Raw genomic sequence first — 17529 nt, forward strand, 5'->3', positions numbered from 1 at the left:
GATGCGCGCTTGGGAGCCGGCGATACCTGCCTATGTGACTGCCGGGATACCCGACAGCGGCGCCAAAAACAAGGATTTCATAGGAAAGAGTTTGATCTTCATGGGCTTTCCCGTGGTTTTTTGTCTGCTTCTGGCCGAACTCGGCCTTTAATCAAAGACAATCCGCTGCCCCACCTCGAATGCATTTTCATGGCAATAAAACAGGATGAACGGCGTGTCGTTCGAATAGATCATCGCGTCGTCACGTGACGGTACAAAAATATCCGACCAATTCTCGACCAGGAACACACTGCTGCATGCGAAGCATTCGTCTTCGCCAAACACCACCACGACCTGCTGAATTCCTGGCACGCGCTCCCGTAACCAGCTGGTTGCGATGGCCACGTCGTCTCCGAAGGCGAACCGCTTGATGGAATCAACGGTGTGAATGTTCAAGCCGAGATGCGTCTTCGAGTCATGCAGACCCACCAAATCATAGGCACGGCGAGCATCCTCGGCATCAAGCCAGACGATATCGGCCAAGTGATGTTTTAGCTCCTCAACCCGCCAATGTGTTTCGTTTATCATCTTTCAACATCCAAGGTGCCCTGGGCAGCGTTTCTAAGGTAGCATCGTGCTCAGGTGTGACTACATGCCTGGTCACTGGCCTTCTCAAGCGCGCCTGCTCAATGGCATAGCGCTTGAGCCTGGCTATAGACAAGGCGCTCTTCATGGCCCGGCCAGTACAGCCGGAATGCAATTATATTGATAATAGTAGGGAGAACCCGATTGATGCAAATCGAAGAAAGCATTCACGTTGCGGTCCCGCCCACGGTCATTGATCAAATCTGGAGCGAGGTCGACCGATGGCAGCTGTGGGATCCGGACACCAAGCAAGCCCGGCTCAATGGGCCATTTGCGGTGGGAACACAGGGCAGGATAGTCCCGAACAAGGGGATGGGTATTCCGATGGTGGTCACCGAGCGCACTGCAGGGCGCTCGTTCACCGTCGAGGGCTACATCCCTTTGTTCCGCATCCACTTCGAGCACACGGTGGTTGCCGCAGATGGCGGATCGCAAGTCGTTCACCGTGTGTGGTTCACGGGAGCGCTTGCCTTTCTGTTTGGGCCAGGCGTTGCCAAACAAGTGCGGCAAGGGCTACCCAAGACGATGCGCTCGCTCAAGGCCTATGCCGAGAAACGCCACTCGGCTCTCCATGATGGCGAGGTGAATGGGGCAAACGCGACGACAGCCTGATAGATAGTTTCCCCTCGTCAATTCCTTGCAAAGCACCGCGTCAAATTAACGTGCCCTTCCTGTCATGATGGAATACAATTCCTGCGTGGCAGCCAGCTTGCCTGGCAAGGCCGGGCACGGCGTCACGCTATGACCTCGGAAAGATGTTGGCTTATGACTCTGCAGTTCCCCCAGCGAACGGCGCCTTGCGCGCCATCCAGCCTGTCCCAGCCACTCGGCTCCCTGTTTGCCCTGACCCTGTTCTGCCTGATTCCTGCCGCGTCCGCCATAGCGGCCGCGCCCGCCAGCAGCAGCGTCATGCTGGAAGAGCTGACCAGCACGGAGTTGCGCAGCCGTATAGACCACGGCGCCACCACCGTGCTGGTGCCGATAGGCGGCGTCGAGCAGAGCGGACCGTATATCGCGCTGGGCAAGCACAATGTGCGCGCCGGGCTGCTGGCGCGGCAGATTGCGCAAAAGCTGGGCAATACCATCGTCGCGCCCGTTGTTTCCTATGTGCCCGAAGGCGCGATTGCTCCGCCGGCCGGCCACATGCGCTTTGCCGGCACGATCTCGATTCCGCCGGCCGCCTTCGAAGCCGTGCTGGAAGGGGCGGCCGCCAGCCTGCGCCAGCATGGTTTCCGCGACATCATCTTTCTCGGCGACCATGGCGGCTATCAAAAGAACGAGCAGAACGTGGCCAACAAGCTCAATCGGGTTTGGGGCAAGGCTGCCGCCGGCAAGGATGCGCGTGCTTACGCCTTGCTCGACTACTATGACATCACGCAATCGGCCTATATCGCCGAGTTGCAGAAACGCGGCCACAGCAGCGCCGAGATCGGCCTGCACGCTGGTTTGGCGGACGCGGCGCTGATGCTGGCGACGGATCCGTCGCTGGTACGCAGCGAGGCCATGGCGCACGGCCCGAAACCGGGCGTGGCGGACGGCGTGCGCGGCGACGCGACCCGTGCCACGGCGGAGCTGGGCCAGATCGGTATCAAGCTGCAGGTGGACACTTCGGTGGCCGCCATCAAGCAGCTGCTGCAACGTACTAAATAACTCCGCTGGAAGTGCTGAACTTCCGGCTTTTGCAACGAAACGACGCGAAATCACATGAAAAAACTCCAACGACGCACCATCGTCACCTTGTCCGCCCTGGCTGCCGCACTGGCCGGCCTGGGCGTGGCCAGCCAGGTCATCGGCGCCAGCACAGCGGCTCCAGCCGCCGCAGCGCCGGCCGCCGCCTATTCACCGCTGCCGGGCATGCCGCCGCTGGTGGATCCGAAAAACGTGTATGGCAGCATCGCCAGCAGCAATATGAGCGCCGTGGTCAAGGATCACTTGCGCCGGGTCTACGTGCCGAACCTGCGCTCGAACGATGTGTATGTGATCGATCAGGACAGCCTGAAAGTGGTCGACAAGTTCAAGGTCGGCAGCGGCCCGCAGCACGTGGTGCCGTCGTGGGACTTGCGCACCCTGTGGGTGGCGAACAATGCCGAGCGCACGGACAAGGGCAGCCTGACGCCGATCGACCCCTTGACGGGCAAGCCGGGCAAGGAAGTGCCTGTCGATGATCCCTACAATATGTATTACACGCCGGACGGCAAGTCGGCCATCGTCGTGGCCGAAGCGCGCCACCGCCTCGATTTCCGCGATCCGAAGACCATGGCGGTGCAGTATTCGATCGACACGCCCCAGTGCGGCGGCATCAACCATGCGGACTTTTCGAATGACGGCCGCTACGCCATGTTCACCTGCGAGTTCGACGGCACCATCGCCAAGATCGACCTGGTGGGCCGCAAGGTCGACGGCTACCTGAAATTGCAGATGCCGGCCAAGCGCTTCGCCGAGTCCGGTCCCGTGGGCGGCCCGGCGAATGAAATCTGCAGCGTCAAGAAGGGCATGCCGCAAGACATACGCATCTCGCCGGACGGCAAGAAATTCTTTATCGCCGACATGGACGCCGACGGTGTGCACATCGTCGATGGCGCCACCCTGAAGGAAATCGGCTTCATCCAGACGGGCGTGGGCGCGCACGGCCTGTATCCTAGCCGTGACGGCAAAAAATTGTACGTGGCCAACCGCGGCACGCACCGCATCCATGGCAAGCCGAAGGGCAAGGGCAGCGTCAGCGTGATCGATTTCGCCACGGAAAAAGTCGTCTCGAACTGGCCAATTCCCGGTGGCGGCAGTCCAGACATGGGCAATGTGTCCGCCGACGGCAAGTATCTGTGGCTGTCCGGCCGTTTCGACGATGTGGTCTACCGCATCGATACGAACAGCGGCGACGTTGCCAAGGTGAAAGTTGGCCAGGAACCGCACGGCCTGACCGTGTGGCCGCAGCCGGGCCGCTATTCGCTTGGTCACACGGGCAATCTGCGTTAAGCGGGCGCCTGGCGCTCTCTGGAACAACGGTGCGGGATCTGCAGTTATGTTTGCCTAAAAGGCAATATTGGCGCATACTATATTTTCCATTCCACTACCTCCAGGGAGCACCATCATGATTCTTGATCACATTGGTTTGAATGTCAGCGATGCACAGGCCAGCAAGGCCTTCTTTTCGGCCGCCCTGGCGCCCTTGGGCGTGTCGGTGGTGATGGAGGAGCAGGGCTGGGTCGGCCTGGGCAAGGATGGCAAGCCCGATTTCTGGTTCGGCGTGGGCGGTGCGCCGCATGCCGGCATGCATCTGGCCTTCACGGCAGATAACCGTGCCCAGGTGGATGCGTTTTACCAGGCCGCGCTGGAAGCGGGCGGCAAGGATAACGGCGCGCCAGGCATCCGTGCCCTGTACCATCCGAACTACTATGGCGCTTTCGTGCTGGGGCCCGATGGTCACAATGTCGAAGCCGTCTGCCACCGTCCCGAACCCTGACACCGTTATTTTCTGAAGAGAGCAGCATGAAGCACAGCGCCACCCTGTTTGCCGACGATGCCGGCCGCTATGCCTACGTGAAAGCGGGTTTTTCCTGGCCGGCCCTGTTCCTGGGTTCGTTCTGGGCCGTCGCCAAGCGCCGCTGGTGGCTGTTGCTGCTCATGCTGGCGATGGATGCCTGCCTGTGGTTTGGCAGCCATCTGGCCACTGAAATGCGCATCGGCCCGATGATGCTGCTGATGGCCGCCGCGGAGCTCAGTTACCTGCTGGCGCGTGGCTGGTATGGCAACCGCTGGCTGGAAGCGTCGTTGCGCAGCCATGGCTACAAGCCCGTCGTGCTGGGCGCGGGCGCCGCTGCTTGAGCGTGCCTGGCACAGATTTTCCTTCCCGTCACTGACGTTTGCCAAGGGCAAGCCGTCCAGCCAAAACTTTCTGCGCAGCCGAGCGCACCTTTGATCCAGATCATCCCTCACCTGCGGTGCTCACGTAGCCTTGGGACTCGCGTTGCAAAGCATCTTCCCACCAACCGGATATGTTTTTCGCGTTTCGTGGCGTAGCCCGGCCGTCTGCCTCACCGTTCGACAGCCGGTGGTGTCGCCATCTGTTTATGTCCACCCAACCGCTATTTAATGAGGAACTCCATGTATCCATATTCCCGTAGTGTTACCCCCGCCGCCAAAAACCACCTGGAAGCGCAACTGGCTTTCTTCAATGGCCTGTCGAAGTCCTTGTTTCAGTCGGTGCAGCACTTCAGCGACCTGAACATGCAACTGGCGCAAGGTTTGCTGGAAGAAACCACGGTCACCAGCCAGAACCTGCTGACGGTCGAGCGTGCTGAAGATGCGTTCCAGGTGGCTGCCGCCTCGGGCCAGCCAGCCGCCGAGCAACTGCGCAAGTACCAGCAACAGGTGTCGCGTCTGGCAGCCGATACGCAGGTCGAACTGGCCAACGTGGCAGAGCGTCATGTGAATGAAACGAGCCGTACCGCCAAGGCCCTGGCCGAAGAAGTCGCCCGTACTGCTTCGGAAGAAACGGAGAAAAACGTGCGCAAGCAGCAGGAAGCGATGCAGCGCATGGCCGAACCGTTCCAGGCCTATCAGCAAAACGGCGCCAGCCGCGACCAGCAGCGTGGCGCGCAAAGCCGTGACGGTCAAAGCCTGCAAAGCGCCAGCCATCAGGGCAGCCAGCAGTCGGCCGGCAGCGAAAGCTCGGCCAGCGGCAGCGCCTCGCAAGCGGGCTCTGCACAAAACAAAAGCAGCAGCGCCAGCCGTAAAGAGTAAGCACGAGGCTGCTTGCAGCTAAGCCGCATCGCAAGGGCCGAGCCTTGATATGCGGCTAGCCATGCGGCCAGCTGGCACGCAATATCGTGCGTATTGGTCTGGGCAGAGCGCCCGCCCTTCACGGGGCGGGCGTTTTGTCGTATGCGTGCAGTTCAGGGGCTGGCTTGGCCGTGCCCGCTGAGCGGGACGGCAAGGCTATGCTTGCCGGCAAGGCCTTGGCGGGCACGTCTGCGGACAAATCTGCGGACAGGGCCGCGGACGAGACCGCGTCACCGGTGCCGCTGTTGGCATCGATAAAAGCGCTGACGGCGTCCAGGGTGGGTGCCAGCCTGCGTAAGGGACTGGCCAGCGTGGCAACCAGGGTGGCGTGGCCCACGTGGTCGAAGTAGGTTTCCGTCACGGGCCTGGAAAGCGCGCGCAAGGCCTGGGCCAGGCCGCCCGTGTTGCGTTGCGGATCGACCAGTTTATCCTGTCCGGGCAAGGGGGCGATCAGCAGGGCGGGCGGGGCCTCGGCCGTCACGTGATGGATGGGTTGCGAAGCGGCGGGCGTGTCCGGGTAAAAGAAAACGGGCCGCGTGGTGGTGTTTTCGATGGGTAAAAAATCATAGGGGCCGGCCAGGCCTATCCAGCCCCGCAAGTCGTGCGGGCGCATGCCGTGGCGCGCCAGCAGGCTGGCGTCGAGCGCCACCATCGCCGCATTGTAGGCGCCGGCGCTATGGCCCATGACGAACAGGCGCGCCGGGTCGCCGCCATGGCGGCTGGACTCCATCGCGGCCCAGGCCACGGCGCGGGCCGCATCCTGCAAAATCTCGGGGTAATGCACGTCCGGATACAGCCGGTAGTCGGCGATCACGGCCAGGTAGCCGCGCGCCGCGAGCGCGTTGCCAACGAAGGCATAGTCGGCGCGCTCGCCCGTCGTCCAGTTGCCGCCATAAAAGAACACCACCACGGGCACGGGTCCCGTGCGCAATTTTGGAGCGTAGACATCGAGCTTTTGCCGCGGCAAGGGGCCGTAGGCCAGGCCGCGCGTCACTTGCGAGGCGCTGCCGGACGACAAGGCATTGATGGCGATCAAGGGCGAGCAGGCGGCCAGGCCTGCAGCCAGCGGGATGGCGCCCAGCACGCCGAGCAGGGTGGTGCGCAGGATCGTCATGCTTGCTCCTGATGGTGATGGTTGATGCTTGCAGTGTAGGCCAGGCAGGGCAGGGCGCACACGGGGAAGTTGCTGTATAGCATAGAAAAATGTTGCATGCGTCAATCAATCCTGTAACAGCCATTTGCGCGCCGTGGCGATGACGGCGTCCGACAGGGTGCGCGTGAGGGGCGTCTGGATATCCCAGGCATGCCAGGTCAGTGGCACGTCAAGCGCCTGACCGGCTGCCACGTCGACCAGCCTGCCGGCGGCCAGCGCCGTTTCCGCCTGCAGCAAGGGCACCATGCCATAAGCATAGCCCGCTTCGATGAAGCGCACGAAGTCGCGCGCCGAACCGAGCACATGGTGCGGATAGCGGCCCGTGTAGCCGAGGCGGTGCTGCAGATAGCGCTCGTGCAGCGCATCCTTGCTGCCAAACGTGATGGCGGGCGCCTGGCTGACGGCTTCCACCGTAAAACCATGGGGAAACCATTGCTGCGCGAACGCGGGCGAGGCCACGCACAGGTAGCGCATGCCGCCCAGCGGCGTGGCCGTGGTGCCGGCCACCAGGTCGTTGGCGCTGGTGACGCAGGCAAACACGCGCCCTTCGCGCAATTGGCTCAGGGTGTGATCCTGGTCGTCGAGGCGGATATCGAGCAGGCAGGACGGCGGCGACAGCAGCGGCCCCAGCGCTTCCGGAATCCACGTGGCGGCGCTGTCGGCGTTGACGGCGATGGCCAGCGCCGGCAATTGCGTGGTCGGGCCGGGCTGGGCGTCGAGGGCCGCTTCGAGCAGCTTGACTTGCCGGTAGTGGGCGATCAGGCGCTGGCCCGCTTCCGTCGGCAGGGGCGGGTGGCTGCGGATGATCAGCAAGGTGCCTTCCAGGTTTTCCAGGGTGCGGATGCGCTGCGACACGGCCGGCTGGCTGATCGCCAGCGCTTGCGCGGCCTTTTCAAAGCTGCCCAGGCCGATCACGGCGTCGAGGGCGGCCAATCCACGGTAATCGACGACGCGCATAAGTTTCTCTTATATATGTTTAGAATCATTCATTATACTTATATTTACTTTTTCTTTACACTGTTGAAATAGGGTAACAACTCCACTCTCCCGCGCGGTCCTCCTGGTTCCGCACCACCCTCCACCTACCTTTGATGACTTTGCCGTTGCCGGCAGAGCGTGGGCGGCCGTGCGCGTGATGGAAAGCAATAAAGGAATCGATATGGACAGCGCAATCTTCTTGAAAGGCATGGGGCTCGGAGCGAGCCTGATCGTGGCCATCGGCACGCAAAACGCTTTTTTGCTCAAGCAGGGCTTGAAGCGCCATTACGTGCTCACCTGCATCCTCGTCTGCCTCGTGTGCGACGCGATGTTGATCACGGCCGGCGTGGCCGGCATGGGCACGTTCATTGCCGACAATCCTAATTTCCTGCTGTGGGCCAAGGCCGGCGGCGCCACCTTCCTGATCGCGTATGGCTTGCGCGCGGCCAAGTCCGCCTGGCGTCCAACAGCCCTGACGGTGTCGGCCGCCAAGTCGCCGGAAGGCTACTGGGCCGTGATCGGCGCGGCGCTGGCGTTCAGCCTGCTGAACCCGCACGCCTTCCTCGATACGGTGATTTTGCTCGGCTCGATCGGCGGCCAGCATGAAGGCGTGGGACGCTTTTACTTTGCCGGCGGCGCCATCATGGCTTCGGCCCTGTGGTTCTTCCTGCTGGGCTTTGGCGCCCGCTACCTGGCGCCCGTGTTTGCCAAGCCCATGGCATGGCGTGTGCTCGACGGCATCATCGCCCTCGTCATGTGGGCCATCGCCGCCTCGCTGTTCCTGTAATCAGCGGGTCAGAAAGGCCAGCACGCGGCTGGCCAGCTTGCCATACGGCGGCCACAGCAGTTTCAAAGCGCTGTAGCGGGCCTGGTAAAACACGGGCCGCAGTTTGCTGAAGGTGTGGAAACCTTCCACGCCATGGTAGTGGCCCATGCCGGATTCGCCCACGCCGCCGAAGGGCAGGTCGTGCTGGCCCACATGGTACAGGGCGTCGTTGACGGACACGCCGCCCGACATCACCCGGTCGATCAGCAACTGCACCGTACGGGCATCATTGCTGAACGGATAGATGGCCAGCGGGCGCGGCCCCGCGTTGATGCTGTCGATGACGCTTTCCAGATTCGTGTAGCCGCGCAGCGGCAGGATGGGGCCGAAGATTTCCCGCGTCAGCAGCAGGCTGTCTTCGGGTGCGTCGAGCACGATGTGCGGCGCGATCTTGCGCGTGGCCCGGTCGTGGCTTGGGCCCGGCAGCAGCGAAATCACTTGCGCACCCCGTGTGCGCGCTTCGTCGAGCGCCTGCAGCAGCCGTTCAAACGCAGCCGCGTCGATGATGGACGTGTAGTCTGGCGTGTCCAGCCCGGCATAGCGGGCCGGCATGATCTGGCGCGCATGGTCGACGAAGGCGGCGATGCTGGCTTCGGGCAGCCAGGCGTGGTCGACGCTGGTGCAGATTTGCCCCGCGTTCAGGTACTTGACGAACAGGATGCGCTCGGCTGCCGTGCGTACGTCGAAATCGGCGCAGACGATGGCGGGCGCCTTGCCGCCCAGCTCCAGGGTCACGGGGCACAGATTGCGCGCGGCGGCCGCCATGACGGCCCGGCCCGTCTGGCCGGAGCCCGTAAACAGCAGATGGTCGAACGGCAGTTGCGAGAAGTCAATGCCCACGCCGCCCGTCTCGTCAAAAAACTGCAGTTTTTCAGGCGGAAAGTAGGCGGGCATTTTGTCGATCAGCAGCCGCGCCAGGTGGCGCGAGTTTTCGCTCATCTTGACCATGGCGCGGTTGCCGGCGGCGAAGATGTAGGTCAAGGGCACCAGGCTCAGGTTCACGGGAAAATTCCACGGCACGATGACGCCCACCACGCCCAGCGGCTGCGGCATCACGCGGTTGCGGGCGCCAGGGAAATTGCGCCAGTCGACGCCACGGCGCTGCGGCCGCATCCATTTTTTCAGGTGTTTTAATACATGGGCTATGCCGTCAATGGCGGGAAAGATCTCCGCCAGCAAGGTTTCGTGGTGGGAACGGTTGCCATAATCGGCGCTGATCGCTGCGCAGAGCGCGTCTTTGTGCTCGCGAATGAAGCGCTGCAAGGTTTGCAGGTCGCGTTTGCGCTCGGCCAGGGTCGGCACGGGGTGGGCCAGGCAGGCGGCGCGCTGCAAGGCCAGGGCGGCAGCCAGCTCGGCGTTCTTCAATTCCCTGTTTTCTGCGACATCAGGCATTGTTTTCCTTGGCCGGCTCGGCAATGCGCGCGCCGTTCCGGCACACTATAGTCGAGTATTCAGATAGGCGCCGCCAGCGTGCCGACGGCCTTGCACGATACGCCGTAAAATGTCCGGCAACTGTACGCTACCCTTTCCAGGAATGCCATGACCCCGACCACGCCAGATTCCCTGCACATCGTGTGCCCCCATTGCGACGCCGTCAACCGCCTGCCGGCCGCCCGCCTGATTGAGCAGCCTTCTTGCGGCAAGTGCCAGAAGGATTTGTTTACGGGACAGCCCGTGGACTTGGCCAGCGCCCGCTTCCTCCAGCATATCGAGCGCAGCGACATTCCCGTGCTGGTCGACTTCTGGGCGCCGTGGTGCGGCCCGTGCCGCAGCATGGCGCCATTCTATGTGCAAGCCGCCAAGACCCTGGAGCCGGCGTTTCGCGTCGTCAAGGTGAATACGGAAGCGTCGCCGGACCTGGGCAGCCGTTTCAATATTCGCAGCATTCCCACCCTGGCCCTGTTTCGCAAGGGCGTGGAAGTGGCGCGCCAGCCGGGCGCCATCGATACGAATGCCATCATCGCCTGGGCAAGGGATAAAGCCCGCTTTTGAGGCGAGAGGAAAACCATCGCGGTTTTTCATTTGACATTTTGTATGGCGCCATATTATATTGCGCCATATGATAAAACTCGAACAAAAATACACGGCCTTGCTCGGTGACGTGCAGCGCCGCGCGCTTGGCGCGGACACTTCGGCATCCATCGGACAGTTGCGCCTGTGCTTTGAAGTGCTGGGCCTGGCGTCCGCCATCGATGGCGATTGCGCCGCGCGCCTGGGCCGGCATGGCTTGTCGGAAGGAAAATTTGTCTTGCTGTCCCTGTTGCGCGACGTGCCGGGCGGGCTGTCGCCGCATGAACTGGCCGAACGGGCAGGCGTGACGCGCGGCACCATCACGGGCTTGCTCGACGGGCTTGAACGCGATGGCTTCCTGGCGCGCCATGCGGATCAGGTCGACCGGCGCAAGCTGCTGGTGCGCCTGAGTCCCAAGGGAGACATGGCCGCCGCGACCCTGGTAGATGAACACGCGCAATGGATCGCCAGCCTGTTTGCCGATTTCACGGCCGAGGAGATGCAGTTGTTGAGCGCGCTGCTGGAAAAAGCCTGGCGCAAGACGGATCGAGGTGCCGCATGAGCCGTGGCGTCGCCGACATCGCTCCCGCGCGCCTGGCCCTGCTGAACGGGGGCGGCGTGCCCAGCGCCACCCTGACGGAAGGGCTGGCCATCGATTTCGCCCAGCTGCTGGCCGCGGCCGTGCCCGCTGTCGGCGCCGCGCGCCTGGAGCAACTGCGCGCGCAGGCCGCAGCCGGCATCACCAGACGCATGGCGCTGGCGGCGCAATTGCTGCTCGAAGCCAACACCGACCTGGCGCTGCTGCAAGCGCATGCCTCCGACACGGTACGCGGCTGGGCTTGTTTTACCATCGCCGCCCAGGCTGGCTGGACCTTGCCGCAGCGGCTGGCTGCCATGCGGCCGCTGGCCGACGATGGCCACTTCGGCGTGCGCGAATGGGCCTGGCTGGCGCTGCGGCCCCATCTGGCGGCGCAGCTTGACGAGGCGATTGCCTTGCTGGCGCCGTGGACGGCGGACCCGTCGGAAAGAGTGCGCCGTTTCGCCTGCGAAGCGCTGCGCCCGCGCGGCGTCTGGTGCGCGCATATTGCCCGCTTAAAAGAGCAGCCGCAGCTGGCCTTGCCCATGCTGCAAGCCTTGCGCGCCGATCCAGCCGTTTATGTGCAGGATTCCGTGGCCAACTGGCTCAACGATGCGGCCAAGAGCCAGCCGGACTGGGTGCGCAGCCTGTGCGCGCAATGGCTGCTGGAAAGCCCTGCTGCCGCGACACAACGCATCTGCAAGCGCGCCCAGCGCTCGCTGGCCTGACGATTGATTACCCAAGGAGAAAGCATGCATTACCTGTTAGAACTGTATAGCCCGAAACCGGCCTGGCTGGCCCTCGACGGCGCCGCGCGCCAGGCGTATTTCGACATGGTGGGCGCCGGCATGGCGGCCTTGTCCGGCATGGGCGCCGAAGCGCTGGCCATGGGCGCCATCGATGGCGGCAAGCTACATGCGGCTGCCCAGCAATTCTATGCCGTTTGGCGCTTCCCGGACGAGGCCGCACTGGACGTCTTGCTGGCTGGCATCGCCGCCACGGGCTGGCATGATTATTTTGACACCATCAATGCGGCTGGCCCGGCCGTGGATTTCCCCGCCCACCTGGCGCAGCTGGCCGGCGTTTAAGCGTCCGCCATTTTCCTTGCCACTGAGGTAAAGTTGGCATTTCCATCTGAACACTGACGTTGATGCCGACCAAACTGCTTTCCACCCTGATGCTTGCCCTGGCGCCCATGCTGGCGTCGGCAATCCCTGCCACCCCGCAAGCCCTCGTCGCCGCCGCCCGCAAGCAGGTGGGCGTGACCGTGCAGTACGATCCGCGCTATGAACGGCTCGCCTATCCGGGCGGCGACGTGCCGATCGAGCGGGGCGTGTGCACGGATGTGGTCGTGCGCGCCTACCGCCAGCTGGGGCAGGATTTGCAGGTGCTGGTGCACGAAGACATGCGCAAGGCGTGGCAGGTGTACCAGCAGCAGGGACGCTGGCAAATGAAGGGGCCGGACCGCAATATCGACCACCGCCGCGTGCCGAACCTGGGCACCTACTTTGCCCGCCATGGCACCAGCCTGCCGCCAAGCAAGGAAGCGAACGCTTACCGCGCGGGCGACATCGTCACCTGGCGCCTGCCGCGCAACCTCACGCATATCGGCATCGTCAGCGACAAGCAGTCGTGGGGCGGCGTGCCGCTCATCATCCACAACATCGGCGAGGGCGCGCGCGAGGAAAATATTCTGTTCAGCTATCCGATCACGGGGCACTATCGTTGGCAGCCACGTTGAGGGGGAGAGGCGCTATTTCCTGCAAAATCGCCAGCACGAGGGTCAGCGCCGTGTCGATATCGAGCTTGTCGATGGCGCCATAGCCGAGGAACAGGCCGGCATGGCGGGCGGTGCCATGGTAAAAGCCCGATAGCGCATACAGGCTGACGTCGGCCTGGCGTGCGCGGCGCAGCAATTCGGCGATATCGAGCGGCGCCTGCGCCAGAGCCGCCACGTGGAAGCCGGCGCTGGCTGGCACCAGTCGGAACCACGGCGCCAGCGGACCGTTGAACCAGTGCTGCAGCCGCTCGCGCCGCCCCGCATAAATATCGTGGCAGCGGCGTATGTGGCGCAGCAAATGGCCGTCGCCGATGAACTTGGCCAGCGCATGCTGGCCCAGGCTGGCCGTATGGCAATCGCTCAGGTATTTCACCGTTTCCACGGCGGCCACGATGGCTTGCGGCAGCACCGCATAGCCGAGCCGCAATTCCGGCAGCATGATTTTCGAAAAGCTGCCCACATGGGCGACGATGCCGTAGCGGTCCATGCTTTGCAGGGAATCCTCGGGCCGGCCTTCGTAGCGGAAGGCGCTGTCGTAATCGTCCTCGATGATGATGGCGCCCAGCTGATGCGCCCGCTCCAGCAAGGCATGGCGGCGCGCCATGCTCATCGGCATGCCCAGCGGAAATTGATGCGCGGGCGTGACATAGATCAGCCGCGTGCCGTCCGGGATTTGCCCGACGATGAGGCCATCCTCATCCACTTCGACGCCCACCACGCGGGCGCCCTGGCTGGCGAACACGGCGCGCGCCACCGGGTAGCCGGGTTCTTCCACGGCAACCGTGTCGCCCGCTTCCAGCAGGGTCAGCGCCAGCAGGTGCAAGGCTTGCTGCGCGCCGCTGGTGACGAGCACTTGTTCCTCAGTGCAATGGATGCCGCGGCTGAAGGCGGCATGGCCGGCAATCGCTGTGCGCAGGGCCGGCAAGCCGGCGACAGGGCCATAGCGGCCGCGCGCCTGGCCACCCTGGCGCAGCGCGTGCAGCATGCAGGCGCGCCATTCATCCTGCGGGAAGTGCGCGGGCGTGGCGCGTCCGCCGATGAAGGCGTAGCGCGCGGGCTCTTCCTGGCTGGCGCGGCGCAGGGGCGTGGGCGTCGCTTCCCAGCGGGCGATGCGCTGCGCGCTGGCCAGCGGCGTGCTGGCGTGGCGGCGCTGCGGCGACGTGTGCGGCGTCTGCACGAAGCTGCCCACGCCCACTTTGCCGACCAGCAGCTTTTCATAACCGAGCTTGTCATACACGTCGGACACCGTCTTGCGCGACAGGCCCAGCTGGCTGGCCAGCAGGCGCGAGGGCGGCAATTGCTGGCCGTCCGTCAGCCGGCCCGAGCGGATGGCCTCGCTGAGCTGGCGGTACAGCTGGCCGCCCAGGTCGCGCGTGCCGTCGATCAGGATATGTAATTCCATGGTGTGTCTGCTGGTGGTCTGCCGGTTTTCGGGGGGATTGGCCTGCCGCGCGTACTGCTTGCGCTTTTACAATGATGCATCTCTACTTTACAAGGAATGCCATCATGACACAGCAACGACTCGACTTCACACAAGCTTCGCCGGACGCCGTCAAGGCCATGTACGCGCTGGAAGCGGCGATCGCCAGGCTGGGCGTGGAACACTCGCTGCTCGAACTGATCCGCCTGCGCGCGTCGCAAATCAATGGCTGCGCCTTTTGCGTGGACATGCACACGAGCGACGCGCGCAAGGCCGGCGAAACGGAGCGCCGCCTGTATGCCGTCTCCGTCTGGCGCGAAACGCCGTTCTTCACGCCGCGCGAGCGGGCCGTGCTGGCCTGGACGGAAGCGCTGACCCTGCTGCCGCAGAACCATGCGTCCGACGAAGACTACGTGGCCCTGGCGGAACAATTGACGCCGGCGGAAATGGTCAACGTGACCCTGGCCATCGGCTCCATCAACACCTGGAACCGCCTGGCCGTTGGCTTTCGCAAGATGCCCGAATAAGTCCTGTGTTCGTTCGCGAACAGACGTATGGTTTGCTGCTGCGTAGGCTGGCAGGACGATTGATCAGCCAGGGAGCAGCCATGCAAGTACCTACCGGGGAAGGCGCCGGCAAGACGCCCGAGCAGCACGAAGAAGCGCGCCGCGAATTCATCGCCGAACTGTGGCGGCGCTTTGAAGCGTTGCAGGAATGGGCCGTCAGCCACTGGCCGGACCAGCAACACCCGCTCAGTTCCGCCGACTTCGTCGAATCGCGCAAGGAGATATTGAGCTTGCGTTCGCCGGCTGGGTCGTTGAACCAGCCAGCTACGCGCGATGCGGCAGAGCCGGAGCAGGGCGGGGCGCAGTATGTTGAGGTCACTCCTGCACCGTGGCCGTAACCGTGGCTGTATCTTGGTCGTAGGTCGGATTAGCGCTTGCGCGTAATCCGACGTCACTCGCCAACAATGTTGTCGGATTACGGTCCTGCGGACCTAATCCGACCTACGCGTCGCTTTTGCCCTGCGCAAACACCCAGCAAACCAAACTTACCAGCAGCCCCGCCATCACGCCATACGCCAGATTCAAGGCGCTGTCGAACAGCAGCGGCGCCACCAGGCCCGAGACCAGCGCGAACAGCAGCATCTGGATGAATGACTGCATCGACGACGCCAGGCCGCTGTTGTTGGGGAAGTGGTTCAGCGCCATCAAAGTCATCGGCGGCATGGCGATCGACAGGGCGAACGAGTAGAAGAACAGCGGCAGCACGGCCCATGGCACTTCGGCGGCAAAGACATAGTTGTAGCCGATGTTGGCGGCGGCCGCCACCAGCATCAATATGAAGCCGGCCCAGATCATCTGGCGCTGGCTGTAGCGGTGGGCGATTTTCGCCGACAGGGCCGAACCGAACACCATGCCGCTGATCAGGGGAATGAACAGCCAGGCAAACGCCGTTTCCGGCAGATGCAGGATGTTGATGATGAAGTAGGCGGCCGAACCGATGTACAGGGCGAAGCCGCCAAAGGCGGCGCCAATGGCCGTCGACAGCAGCAGGAACTGGCGGTGGCACAGCACTTTCCAGTAATTGACGGCGATGTCGCCCAGGTGGAAGGCGTGGCGCTGCTCCTTTGGCAAGCTCTCCGGCAGCGCGCGCCAGACGACGACGAACATCAGCACGCCGAAGGCCGACAGGAACCAGAATATCCAGCGCCAGCCCAGGCCCACTTGCAGCCAGCCGCCCAGCACGGGCGCGATGGCCGGCGCCAGCGCGAACACCATCATGATGTGCGAGAGGATTTTTTGCGCGGCGGCGCCCGAATAACGGTCTTGCACGATGGCGCGGCCGATCACGGAGCCGGCGCCTGCCGACAATCCCTGCAGCACGCGCCAGGCCAGCAGCCAGCCCAGCGACGGCGCCAGCGCGGCGCCCACGGAAGCGATCACATACAGCACCAGCGAGACGAGAATCACGGGACGGCGGCCGAACGAGTCGGACAGGGTGCCGTAGAACAGCATCATGAAGGCGAACGTGAACAGGAAAAAGCTCAGGGTCTGCTGCACCAGCAGGGGGCTGGCATTGAAATCTTGCACGATGGCGGGGAAAGACGGCAGATAGGTGTCAATTGCAAGCGGTCCGACCATCGCCAGGCCCGCCAAAATCCATGTTAATAATTTAGTCATGTTGAACAGTGTTTTTGTTAGCCCGTCATTTTACGCTAGTGGAAGCAATCGGGTTGCCGGCCACCTCTCTTAGCCAGGCATATACGTTTTTTGCATATGGATGCTTGGAATTCTTCGTTTGCTTTGTCATGTGACGCCTTTAAGCTGGGGCGACCCGGCTTGTTCGCCGTTTTCTGGAAGTGATACGCCATGCATAGCATTTACCCCGCGGCGCCCGTCGACGACACGGCCCAGTGGAACCTGGGGCCCGTGATCCAGGCCTTGCGCAGTTCGCGCGAAGACAAGCACAAGATCCGCCATAACGGCAGGGTGCGTGAATTGCCGTCGCGCGAAGCGCTCACCACCATCGTCAACGGCTTGTCGGCGGCCCTGTTCCCCACGCATTACGGGCGGCCCAACCTGACGGACGAAAGCATCGATTATTTTGTCGGCGATACCCTCAACACCACCCTGAACCGCCTCAGCGAACAGGTGCGGCGCGGCTTGCTGTTCTCCGTGCCGGCCGGCGATGAGGGGGATGCCGCCAGCGACGATGCGGCCCTGGCGCAGCAGGCGCGCGACATCACCCGTGCATTCGCCGCCAGCCTGCCCGACATCCGCGCCCTGCTGGTGTCGGACGTGCAGGCCGCGTATGCGGGCGATCCGGCCGCCACCTCGGTGGCCGAGATCATGCTGTGCTACCCGGGCACCATCGCCATCTTGTACCACCGCCTGGCGCACCGTCTGCATGCGCTGGGTGCGCCGTTCCTGGCGCGCCTGATCGCCGACATCGCGCACACCCTGACGGGCATCGACATCCATCCGGGCGCGCACATCGGCGCCTCCTTCTTCATCGACCACGGCACGGGCGTGGTGATCGGCGAGACGGCCATCATCGGCCAGCGGGTGCGCCTATACCAGGCCGTAACATTGGGCGCCAAGCGCTTTCCCGCAGACGCAAGCGGTGCGCTGATCAAGGGCACGCCGCGCCACCCCATCGTCGAGGACGACGTGGTCATCTACGCGGGCGCAACCGTGCTGGGGCGCATCACCATCGGCGCGGGATCGACTATCGGGGGGAATGTGTGGCTGACGCAGAGCGTGCCGCCTGAGAGTAATGTATCCCAAGCGCAGATGCGCAACGACTGAGAAGAATGGAAGGGAAAACGAACCCCAGCGCAGAAACTGGGGTCGTACCCTCAGGGTACGACCCCGGT

The 17529-nt window shown here is 63.4% G+C and carries 21 protein-coding genes; 15 read left to right on the plus strand and 6 right to left on the minus strand.

Annotated elements, in window-relative coordinates:
* Positions 1-147: 147 nt before the first annotated feature.
* Positions 148-567, minus strand: coding sequence for a hypothetical protein (locus tag HWE17_RS06865; RefSeq protein ID WP_176388259.1), 420 nt, complete (start codon positions 565-567; stop codon positions 148-150).
* A gap of 204 nt (positions 568-771) precedes the next feature.
* On the opposite strand from HWE17_RS06865, the gene HWE17_RS06870 reads away from it, so the two are divergent.
* From HWE17_RS06870 to phaP, 6 genes are all read left to right on the plus strand, one after another.
* The gene (locus HWE17_RS06870; protein ID WP_099402458.1) at positions 772-1236 is read left to right on the plus strand and encodes an SRPBCC family protein; all 465 of its coding nucleotides are present in this window, start codon (positions 772-774) and stop codon (positions 1234-1236) included.
* Between the two features lie 153 nt (positions 1237-1389).
* The gene (locus HWE17_RS06875; RefSeq protein ID WP_176388260.1) at positions 1390-2274 is read left to right on the plus strand and encodes a creatininase family protein; all 885 of its coding nucleotides are present in this window, start codon (positions 1390-1392) and stop codon (positions 2272-2274) included.
* 54 nt (positions 2275-2328) lie between these two features.
* Complete coding sequence (locus HWE17_RS06880; RefSeq protein WP_176388261.1) at positions 2329-3600, plus strand: YncE family protein; 1272 nt, start codon at positions 2329-2331, stop codon at positions 3598-3600.
* A gap of 115 nt (positions 3601-3715) precedes the next feature.
* Positions 3716-4087, plus strand: a complete 372-nt coding sequence (locus tag HWE17_RS06885; protein WP_081922360.1) for a VOC family protein — start codon at positions 3716-3718, stop codon at positions 4085-4087.
* A 26-nt stretch (positions 4088-4113) separates the two neighbouring features.
* Positions 4114-4449, plus strand: coding sequence for a hypothetical protein (locus HWE17_RS06890; protein ID WP_176388262.1), 336 nt, complete (start codon positions 4114-4116; stop codon positions 4447-4449).
* 279 nt (positions 4450-4728) lie between these two features.
* Positions 4729-5367, plus strand: a complete 639-nt coding sequence (gene phaP / locus HWE17_RS06895; RefSeq protein ID WP_099402453.1) for a phasin family protein — start codon at positions 4729-4731, stop codon at positions 5365-5367.
* 118 nt (positions 5368-5485) lie between these two features.
* Here the strand turns inward: phaP and HWE17_RS06900 are convergent, their stop codons facing one another.
* Both HWE17_RS06900 and HWE17_RS06905 read right to left on the minus strand, forming a co-directional pair.
* Complete coding sequence (locus HWE17_RS06900) at positions 5486-6520, minus strand: alpha/beta hydrolase (RefSeq protein WP_176388263.1); 1035 nt, start codon at positions 6518-6520, stop codon at positions 5486-5488.
* Between the two features lie 105 nt (positions 6521-6625).
* Complete coding sequence (locus tag HWE17_RS06905) at positions 6626-7516, minus strand: LysR family transcriptional regulator ArgP (RefSeq protein WP_035817600.1); 891 nt, start codon at positions 7514-7516, stop codon at positions 6626-6628.
* 202 nt (positions 7517-7718) lie between these two features.
* Between HWE17_RS06905 and HWE17_RS06910 the strand changes: the two genes are divergently transcribed.
* Positions 7719-8324, plus strand: a complete 606-nt coding sequence (locus HWE17_RS06910; RefSeq protein ID WP_034757131.1) for a LysE/ArgO family amino acid transporter — start codon at positions 7719-7721, stop codon at positions 8322-8324.
* Here the strand turns inward: HWE17_RS06910 and HWE17_RS06915 are convergent, their stop codons facing one another.
* Positions 8325-9755, minus strand: coding sequence for a coniferyl aldehyde dehydrogenase (locus tag HWE17_RS06915; protein ID WP_176388264.1), 1431 nt, complete (start codon positions 9753-9755; stop codon positions 8325-8327).
* A gap of 147 nt (positions 9756-9902) precedes the next feature.
* On the opposite strand from HWE17_RS06915, the gene trxC reads away from it, so the two are divergent.
* The 5 genes from trxC to HWE17_RS06940 all read left to right on the plus strand — a co-directional run bounded on the left by trxC (position 9903) and on the right by HWE17_RS06940 (position 12691).
* A complete protein-coding gene (gene trxC / locus HWE17_RS06920) occupies positions 9903-10355 on the plus strand; it encodes a thioredoxin TrxC (protein ID WP_176388265.1) in 453 nt (150 codons plus the stop codon).
* Between the two features lie 67 nt (positions 10356-10422).
* The gene (locus tag HWE17_RS06925; protein ID WP_176388266.1) at positions 10423-10935 is read left to right on the plus strand and encodes a MarR family winged helix-turn-helix transcriptional regulator; all 513 of its coding nucleotides are present in this window, start codon (positions 10423-10425) and stop codon (positions 10933-10935) included.
* Positions 10932-11678, plus strand: a complete 747-nt coding sequence (locus HWE17_RS06930) for a HEAT repeat domain-containing protein (protein ID WP_176388267.1) — start codon at positions 10932-10934, stop codon at positions 11676-11678. The genes HWE17_RS06925 and HWE17_RS06930 overlap by 4 nt, the downstream gene beginning before the upstream one ends.
* A 24-nt stretch (positions 11679-11702) precedes the next feature.
* On the plus strand, positions 11703-12038 hold the full coding sequence (locus HWE17_RS06935; RefSeq protein WP_176388268.1) for a DUF6616 family protein: 336 nt from the start codon (positions 11703-11705) through the stop codon (positions 12036-12038).
* 62 nt (positions 12039-12100) lie between these two features.
* Positions 12101-12691, plus strand: coding sequence for a DUF1287 domain-containing protein (locus tag HWE17_RS06940; protein WP_217916716.1), 591 nt, complete (start codon positions 12101-12103; stop codon positions 12689-12691).
* Here HWE17_RS06940 and HWE17_RS06945 read toward each other — a convergent pair.
* Complete coding sequence (locus tag HWE17_RS06945) at positions 12660-14132, minus strand: PLP-dependent aminotransferase family protein (protein WP_176388269.1); 1473 nt, start codon at positions 14130-14132, stop codon at positions 12660-12662. The genes HWE17_RS06940 and HWE17_RS06945 overlap by 32 nt on opposite strands.
* A gap of 104 nt (positions 14133-14236) precedes the next feature.
* On the opposite strand from HWE17_RS06945, the gene HWE17_RS06950 reads away from it, so the two are divergent.
* On the plus strand, positions 14237-14677 hold the full coding sequence (locus tag HWE17_RS06950) for a carboxymuconolactone decarboxylase family protein (RefSeq protein ID WP_176388270.1): 441 nt from the start codon (positions 14237-14239) through the stop codon (positions 14675-14677).
* A gap of 80 nt (positions 14678-14757) precedes the next feature.
* Positions 14758-15054, plus strand: coding sequence for a hypothetical protein (locus tag HWE17_RS06955; protein WP_176388271.1), 297 nt, complete (start codon positions 14758-14760; stop codon positions 15052-15054).
* Positions 15055-15157: 103 nt separating this feature from the next.
* On the opposite strand, the gene HWE17_RS06960 is transcribed toward HWE17_RS06955, so the two are convergent.
* Positions 15158-16333, minus strand: coding sequence for a multidrug effflux MFS transporter (locus HWE17_RS06960; protein ID WP_035817620.1), 1176 nt, complete (start codon positions 16331-16333; stop codon positions 15158-15160).
* 189 nt (positions 16334-16522) lie between these two features.
* Here HWE17_RS06960 and epsC point away from each other — a divergent pair, with 189 nt between their 5' ends.
* The gene (gene epsC / locus HWE17_RS06965; protein WP_176388272.1) at positions 16523-17461 is read left to right on the plus strand and encodes a serine O-acetyltransferase EpsC; all 939 of its coding nucleotides are present in this window, start codon (positions 16523-16525) and stop codon (positions 17459-17461) included.
* Positions 17462-17529: the final 68 nt, after the last annotated feature.

The sequence above is a fragment of the Janthinobacterium sp. BJB401 genome (genome assembly GCF_013372745.1).
Taxonomy (GTDB): domain Bacteria; phylum Pseudomonadota; class Gammaproteobacteria; order Burkholderiales; family Burkholderiaceae_D; genus Janthinobacterium; species Janthinobacterium rivuli.

Excerpts from the sequence above, each read along its gene's own strand:
- HWE17_RS06930 (WP_176388267.1), top strand. The coding sequence starts at position 10,932 with ATGAGCCGTGGCGTCGCCGACATCGCTCCCGCGCGCCTGGCCCTGCTG.
- phaP (WP_099402453.1), top strand. The coding sequence starts at position 4,729 with ATGTATCCATATTCCCGTAGTGTTACCCCCGCCGCCAAAAACCACCTG.
- HWE17_RS06885 (WP_081922360.1), top strand. The coding sequence starts at position 3,716 with ATGATTCTTGATCACATTGGTTTGAATGTCAGCGATGCACAGGCCAGC.
- HWE17_RS06940 (WP_217916716.1), top strand. The coding sequence starts at position 12,101 with ATGCCGACCAAACTGCTTTCCACCCTGATGCTTGCCCTGGCGCCCATG.
- HWE17_RS06890 (WP_176388262.1), top strand. The coding sequence starts at position 4,114 with ATGAAGCACAGCGCCACCCTGTTTGCCGACGATGCCGGCCGCTATGCC.
- HWE17_RS06905 (WP_035817600.1), bottom strand. The coding sequence starts at position 7,516 with ATGCGCGTCGTCGATTACCGTGGATTGGCCGCCCTCGACGCCGTGATC.
- HWE17_RS06900 (WP_176388263.1), bottom strand. The coding sequence starts at position 6,520 with ATGACGATCCTGCGCACCACCCTGCTCGGCGTGCTGGGCGCCATCCCG.
- HWE17_RS06875 (WP_176388260.1), top strand. The coding sequence starts at position 1,390 with ATGACTCTGCAGTTCCCCCAGCGAACGGCGCCTTGCGCGCCATCCAGC.
- HWE17_RS06950 (WP_176388270.1), top strand. The coding sequence starts at position 14,237 with ATGACACAGCAACGACTCGACTTCACACAAGCTTCGCCGGACGCCGTC.
- HWE17_RS06960 (WP_035817620.1), bottom strand. The coding sequence starts at position 16,333 with ATGACTAAATTATTAACATGGATTTTGGCGGGCCTGGCGATGGTCGGA.
- HWE17_RS06870 (WP_099402458.1), top strand. The coding sequence starts at position 772 with ATGCAAATCGAAGAAAGCATTCACGTTGCGGTCCCGCCCACGGTCATT.
- HWE17_RS06935 (WP_176388268.1), top strand. The coding sequence starts at position 11,703 with ATGCATTACCTGTTAGAACTGTATAGCCCGAAACCGGCCTGGCTGGCC.
- HWE17_RS06865 (WP_176388259.1), bottom strand. The coding sequence starts at position 567 with ATGATAAACGAAACACATTGGCGGGTTGAGGAGCTAAAACATCACTTG.
- epsC (WP_176388272.1), top strand. The coding sequence starts at position 16,523 with ATGCATAGCATTTACCCCGCGGCGCCCGTCGACGACACGGCCCAGTGG.
- trxC (WP_176388265.1), top strand. The coding sequence starts at position 9,903 with ATGACCCCGACCACGCCAGATTCCCTGCACATCGTGTGCCCCCATTGC.
- HWE17_RS06915 (WP_176388264.1), bottom strand. The coding sequence starts at position 9,755 with ATGCCTGATGTCGCAGAAAACAGGGAATTGAAGAACGCCGAGCTGGCT.
- HWE17_RS06910 (WP_034757131.1), top strand. The coding sequence starts at position 7,719 with ATGGACAGCGCAATCTTCTTGAAAGGCATGGGGCTCGGAGCGAGCCTG.
- HWE17_RS06880 (WP_176388261.1), top strand. The coding sequence starts at position 2,329 with ATGAAAAAACTCCAACGACGCACCATCGTCACCTTGTCCGCCCTGGCT.
- HWE17_RS06925 (WP_176388266.1), top strand. The coding sequence starts at position 10,423 with ATGATAAAACTCGAACAAAAATACACGGCCTTGCTCGGTGACGTGCAG.
- HWE17_RS06955 (WP_176388271.1), top strand. The coding sequence starts at position 14,758 with ATGCAAGTACCTACCGGGGAAGGCGCCGGCAAGACGCCCGAGCAGCAC.
- HWE17_RS06945 (WP_176388269.1), bottom strand. The coding sequence starts at position 14,132 with ATGGAATTACATATCCTGATCGACGGCACGCGCGACCTGGGCGGCCAG.